At 61.5% G+C, this 873-nt stretch carries 1 pseudogene; it reads right to left on the bottom strand.

From position 1 onward, the window contains the following. Nucleotides 1–800, bottom strand: a pseudogene (locus ACFOGJ_RS24010) (IS5 family transposase). Nucleotides 801–873: the final 73 nt, after the last annotated feature.

Here is an 873-nt window from a genome sequence, read left to right as displayed (position 1 = left end):
CTAGGACACCGACTCATAAGCGCGCAGCCAAATTCGGACAGCAGCGAGCTTGATGAGTGCGAGGTAGTTTTCCGGCATTTTCTCGAAGCGTGTTGCGATGGCGCGGAAATGCTTGAGCTTGTTGAAGAACCGCTCGACCAGGTTTCGGTATCTGTAGAGGAAGGGGCTGAACGCGGGCGGCTCCTTGCGATGCGACACCGGCTTGATACAGGCCCAGGCCCCGCGAGCGTCCAATGCTTGGCGCAGCGCGTCGGAGTCGTAGGCGCGGTCGGCGAGCAGGATCTCGCCCTCGCCGAACTGGTCGAGCAAGTCCTCGGCGCTCCTGCCGTCATGAGCCTGGCCGGGGCTGAGCTTCAAGGCGATAGGCAGGCCATTGGCGTCGACCAGCGCATGGATCTTCGTCGTCAGCCCGCCCCGCGAGCGCCCCATGCATCGGGGGTCAGGCTCGTCCCCGGTGGCGGTCTTCGGACCCCCCTTTTTGCGTTCGCACCGTGCTGGTGAACGCGGATCGAGGAACTGTCGATCATCTGCAGGTCGCCATCGTAGGCGGCCGTGATCGCATCGAAGATCCGATCCCAGACACCCAGCTTGCGCCATCGTACAAACCGGTTGTAGCAGGTCGTCGGGGGACCGTAGCGTTCCGGAATATCCGCCCACGGCGATCCCGTCCGCAAACGCCAATAGATCCCGTTCAGCACCTTCCGGTCGTCCACCCGAGGCACACCACGCGGCTTGTTCGGCAGCAGCGGCTCGATGATCTCCCATTCGAAGTCCGTGATCTCGTAGCGTCGTTGGCTCATCAAAGCTCCTCCTCACGGAGCTTGAATCACTGTTCGCAATCCCATGCTACAAATTTATGAGTTTACGACCTAG

It is taken from the genome of Marinibaculum pumilum (assembly GCF_042646425.1).
Classification (GTDB): domain Bacteria; phylum Pseudomonadota; class Alphaproteobacteria; order Ferrovibrionales; family Ferrovibrionaceae; genus Marinibaculum; species Marinibaculum pumilum.
This window is presented reverse-complemented; position numbering and strand designations above follow the sequence as displayed.